Here is a 4,847-nt window from a genome sequence, read left to right as displayed (position 1 = left end):
GAGAAGTCCACCGCCCACCTGATTTCCTCCCGCCCGCGCGCCGCTGTGCCGAGGAAGACCGGTAGAAGCTGGTCGGCCGGCGTTGCTGCAAGGCGGTGTTCAAAAAACCTGCGGGTGGGGGCGGGGTGGAAGGAAAAGAAATGGCGGAAAGTGCCGCGGGAAGCCAGGTTCGTCGGAGGGGGGGCGGGCCCTAACCCGCCACATGGACAAATCAAACACACAAGCCGGCGGGCCATGACCCGCCCTACGGATTCAAGAATGCTCAAGATCGAAAACCTCCACGCCAGCGTCGCCGGCAAGGAAATCCTCAAGGGCCTGTCGCTGGACGTGAAGCCCGGCGAAGTGCACGCCATCATGGGCCCCAACGGCGCCGGCAAGTCCACGCTGGGCAACATCCTGGCCGGCCGCGACGGCTACGAAGTCACCGCCGGCTCGGTCGAGTTCGAGGGCGGGAACCTGCTGGACCTGGAGCCGGAAGCGCGCGCCGCCAAGGGCGTGTTCCTCGCCTTCCAGTACCCGGTGGAAATTCCCGGCGTCAACAACACCTACTTCCTGCGCAGCGCGCTTAATGCCCAGCGCAAGGCGCGCGGCGAGGCCGAACTCGACTCGATGCAGTTCCTCAAGCGGGTGCGCGAAAAGCTGGCCGTGCTGCACCTGAAGGACGAACTGCTGCACCGCGGCGTCAACGAAGGCTTCAGCGGCGGCGAGAAGAAACGCAACGAGATCTTCCAGCTCGCCGTGCTGGAACCAAAGCTGGCGATCCTGGACGAAACCGACAGCGGCCTGGACATCGACGCACTGAAGAACGTCGCCGACGGCGTCAACGCGCTGCGCACACCGGAACGCTCGTTCCTGGTCATCACCCACTACCAGCGCCTGCTCGACTACATCAAGCCGGACGTGGTCCACGTGCTGGCCGGCGGCCGCATCGTTCAGACCGGCGGGCCGGAACTCGCGCTGGCGCTGGAAGAACGCGGCTACGCGGCGCTGGAGCAGGCCTGATGAGCGCCCTGCTCGACTCGCTCGCCGCGGCTTTCAACGGCGACGCCGCGCGGCGCGCGGCGCTCGACGAGGCGTTGCACGACGGCCTGCCCGGCGCCCGCGTCGAGGCATGGAAATACACTTCGCTGCGCGCGCTCGAGCGGCGCACGTTCGCCGCGGTCGACGCCGCGCCGCCGGTCGACGCCGCGAAACTCGCCGACATCCCCGCGCCGCGCATCGTCTTCGTCAACGGCCGCTACGACGGCGCGCTGTCGGACTGCGGCAAGCTGTCCGACGGCATCAGCGTGCAGCTGCTGTCCGAAGCGCTGGCCGCGAACGACGACAGCGCGCGCTTCCTGCAGCGCCGCTTCGAACGCGGCGACGAGGTCTTCGCCAGGCTCAATGCCGCACTGGCCGCCGATGGCGCGCTGGTCCGCGTCGAAAGCGGCGTCGTGGCCGAAAAGCCGCTGCACCTGGTCTTCGTCGGCACCGCGGACGGCGCGGACCGCGCCTGGCACCTGCGCAACCTGGTCGAACTGCGCGCCGGCGCTTCGCTGAAGGTGCTGGAGCACCACGTCGGCATCGGCGCGCATGCCCACTTCGCCAACGCGCTGACCCACGTGCACCTGGCCGCGGGCGCGACGCTGAAGCATGCGCGCGTGCAGGACGATAGCGAACGCGCGACGGCCTTCCTGCGCACCGACGCCGTACTCGCCGACGATGCGCTGTACCGGCGCATCGACCTCGACCTCGGCGGCGGCCTCGCCCGCCACGAGCTCAACGTGCGCCTCGAAGGCGACAGGGCGCGCCTGCTGGCCAACGGCGTGCTGCTCGCGAGCGGCCGCCGCCACGTCGAGACGCGGCTGGGCATCGACCACGTCGCCAGGGACACCGGCAGCGAACTGACCTGGCGCGGGCTCGGCGCCGGCCGCGGCCGCGCGGTCTTCCACGGCGGCATCCTGATCCGCGAAGGCGCCGACGGCACCGATGCGGCGCTGTCGAACAAGAACCTGCTGCTGTCGGAGCATGCCGAGGTCGACTCCCAGCCGGTACTGGAAATCCACGCCGACGAAGTGAAGGCCGCGCACGGCGCGACGGTCGGCCGGCTCGACGCGAATTCGCTGTTCTACCTGCGTTCGCGCGGCATTCCGGAGGCGGAAGCGCGGCGACTGCTGACCGCGGCGTTCTGCCGCGAACCGCTGGCGGTGGTCGAGGACGACGCGCTGCGCGGGCTGCTGACCGCGAAGATCGACAACGCGCTGTCCCGGCTGGAGGCATGATGAACCTGCCGGCCGCCACTCCCGCCATCTCGCCCGACTGGGACAAGATCCGCGCCGACTTCCCGCTGCTCGAACGCCAGGTCAACGGCAAGCCGCTGGTCTATTTCGACAGCGCCAACACCGGGCAGAAGCCGGCGAGCGTGATCGAGGCGGTCGACGGCTTCTACCGCCGCCACAACGCCAACGTCAGCCGCGCCGTGCACACCCTGGGCAGCGAGGCGACCGAAGCCTACGAGGAATCGCGCAGGAAGCTCGCCCGCTTCCTCAACGTGGGCGCCGACGAACTGGTGCTGTGCAGCGGCACCACCTTCGCGATCAACCTGGTCGCCTACTCCTGGGCGCTGCCGAAGCTGGAGGCCGGCGACACGATCCTGGTCTCGCGGATGGAGCACCACGCCAACATCGTGCCGTGGCAGCTGGTCGCGCAGCGCACCGGCGCGACGATCAAGGTCGCCGAAATCCGCGAGGACGGCACGCTCGACCTCGACGCGCTGTACAGGGCGATGACCCCGGACGTGAAGCTGCTGGCCGTCGCCCACGTGTCGAACGTGCTCGGCACGGTCAACCCGGTGCGCGAGATCTGCCGCGAGGCGCGCAGGCGCGGCATCGTCAGCGTCGTCGACGGCTCGCAGGCCGCACCGCACCGCAAGGTCGACGTGCAGTCGATCGGCTGCGACTTCTACGCGATCACCGGCCATAAGATGTGCGGCCCGACCGGCACCGGCGCGCTGTGGGCGAAGAAGGAACACCTGCAGGCGATGCCGCCGTTCATCGGCGGCGGCGAGATGATCAAGGAAGTCAGCTTCGACGGCACCGTGTTCAACGATCCGCCGCACAAGTTCGAGGCCGGCACGCCGAACATCGCCGGCTTCATCGGCCTCGGCGCCGCGGTCGACTACCTCGAAACGCTCGGCATGGCCCACGTCGAGGCGCGCGAAACCGAACTGCTGGCGCACCTGACCGAGGAACTGGACAAGGTCGAGGGCCTGCGCATCTTCGGCCACGCACCGGAAAAGGCGGCGGTGGTGTCGTTCCTGGTCGAGGGCGCGCATGCGCACGACCTGGCCACCCTGCTCGACCTCGAAGGCGTCGCGGTGCGCTCCGGCCAGCACTGCGCGCATCCGTTGCTGCAGTTCTACGGCGTCGCCGCCACCCTGCGCGCGTCGCTGGCCTTCTACAATACCCACGAGGAAATCGAGCGCTTCGCCGCCGCGTTGCAAAAGGCCCGTAAACTGCTCGCCTGAGCCCGTGGAACCCGCCATGTCCGAGTCCAGCGCCGACCCCGAACTGATTTCCGTGCTGCGCGAAATCCGCGACCAGCAGCGCGAAGCCATCCAGTTGCAGCGCGAGAACATGGCCATGTACCGCGAGCAACTGGCTCGCGTCGACCGCATCAACGAGCGCGCCGAGGCGATCCAGCAGCGCGCCGGCAAGGCGATCAGGGCCGTGCTCTGGCTCGCGATTCCCCTGCTTCTGTTGCTGATCCTGTCGATGGCCTGGCGCCAGTTGGGCTGAACCCCGAAATGAAAGCCGAACAACCGAGTTTCCGCACCGCCAACCCGGCGGACATCCCCGCCCTGGTCGAACTGGTGACTTCCGCCTACCGCGGCGACGCCAGCCGCGCTGGCTGGACCACCGAGGCCGACCTGCTCGACGGCCAGCGCATCGACCCCGAAGTGCTGCGCCAGGACATCGAGCGCCCGCACAGCATCGTCGTGCTCGCCGAACGCGATGGCGCCCTGCTCGCCTGCGCCCACGTCGCCAACGACGGCGACGCCGGCTACTTCGGCATGTTCTCGGTGCGCCCGGACCTGCAGGGCAACGGCGTCGGCAAGGCGCTGCTGGCCGAGGCCGAGCGCATCGTGCGCGACGAATGGAAGCTGCCGGCGATGCGCATGACCGTGATCGACCTGCGCGACGAACTGATCGCCTTCTACCAGCGCCGCGGCTTCGTCCGTACCGGCATCACCAAGCCGTTCCCCTACGGCGACGAACGCTTCGGCATCCCCAAGCGCGGCGACCTGCGCTTCGAGGTGCTGGAAAAACGGTTCGCCGGGGTCGCGGCATGAGCGAAACCTGGACCTTCGTCTGCGCCACCGGCGAACTGCTGCCGGGCGAGTTCAAGACGGCTTTCGACGAAGTCACCGGCGCCGGCATCGTCGTGTTCAACCTCGACGGCGACCTGTACGCGCTGGAAGACCGCTGCAGCCACGAGGAATTCGAGCTGTCGGCCGGCAGTTTCGACAGCGCCGCATCCAGCATCGAATGCGTGCTGCACGGCGCGCGCTTCGACATCCGCGACGGCCGGGCCCTGTGCGCCCCGGCCTACGAGCCGGTGGCGAAATTCCCGGTCAAGGTGGAGCACGGCGGAGTCTGGAGCCGCGACGACCGCGATTGATCCGCCCGACGCGTGGAAACGGCGGGAAATGCCAGGGCATTGGTTGTAATCGATAACTATTATCATTAGCATAGGCATTAACCAATGCCGATGCCCTGCCCTTTGCGTCCGGATTCCCGGCGGCACCTTCCTCCCCTGCCGCCGCCGGGGATCCGCGACGACAAGAACCCAGCCCCCCCCCCATGAAC

General features: G+C 68.5%; 6 protein-coding genes. All 6 read left to right on the top strand.

Annotated features, from left to right (window positions below; translation table 11 throughout):
• Nucleotides 1–258: 258 nt before the first annotated feature.
• The 6 genes from sufC to CSC71_RS15090 are packed head-to-tail and all read left to right on the top strand — an operon-like array spanning nucleotide 259 to nucleotide 4,659.
• The gene (gene sufC, locus CSC71_RS15115; RefSeq protein WP_162375209.1) at nucleotides 259–1,002 is read left to right on the top strand and encodes a Fe-S cluster assembly ATPase SufC; all 744 of its coding nucleotides are present in this window, start codon (nucleotides 259–261) and stop codon (nucleotides 1,000–1,002) included.
• Nucleotides 1,002–2,261: a Fe-S cluster assembly protein SufD gene (gene sufD, locus CSC71_RS15110; RefSeq protein WP_162375208.1), complete on the top strand. Its 1,260-nt coding sequence runs from the start codon at nucleotides 1,002–1,004 to the stop codon at nucleotides 2,259–2,261. Before sufC ends, sufD begins: the two co-directional genes overlap by 1 nt.
• Nucleotides 2,261–3,505: a cysteine desulfurase gene (locus tag CSC71_RS15105; protein ID WP_162375207.1), complete on the top strand. Its 1,245-nt coding sequence runs from the start codon at nucleotides 2,261–2,263 to the stop codon at nucleotides 3,503–3,505. The genes sufD and CSC71_RS15105 overlap by 1 nt, the downstream gene beginning before the upstream one ends.
• Nucleotides 3,506–3,521: 16 nt before the next feature.
• On the top strand, nucleotides 3,522–3,776 hold the full coding sequence (locus CSC71_RS15100; RefSeq protein ID WP_162375206.1) for a hypothetical protein: 255 nt from the start codon (nucleotides 3,522–3,524) through the stop codon (nucleotides 3,774–3,776).
• Between the two features lie 8 nt (nucleotides 3,777–3,784).
• A complete protein-coding gene (locus tag CSC71_RS15095; protein WP_162375205.1) occupies nucleotides 3,785–4,330 on the top strand; it encodes a GNAT family N-acetyltransferase in 546 nt (181 codons plus the stop codon).
• Nucleotides 4,327–4,659, top strand: coding sequence for a non-heme iron oxygenase ferredoxin subunit (locus CSC71_RS15090; RefSeq protein ID WP_162375204.1), 333 nt, complete (start codon nucleotides 4,327–4,329; stop codon nucleotides 4,657–4,659). The genes CSC71_RS15095 and CSC71_RS15090 overlap by 4 nt, the downstream gene beginning before the upstream one ends.
• Nucleotides 4,660–4,847: the final 188 nt, after the last annotated feature.

Origin of the sequence: Pseudoxanthomonas sangjuensis, from assembly GCF_010211755.1 — a bacterium.
Classification (GTDB): Bacteria; Pseudomonadota; Gammaproteobacteria; order Xanthomonadales; family Xanthomonadaceae; genus Pseudoxanthomonas_A; species Pseudoxanthomonas_A sangjuensis.
The sequence above is the reverse complement of the archived record's forward strand: the minus strand, read 5'-3'. Positions and strand labels throughout refer to the sequence as shown.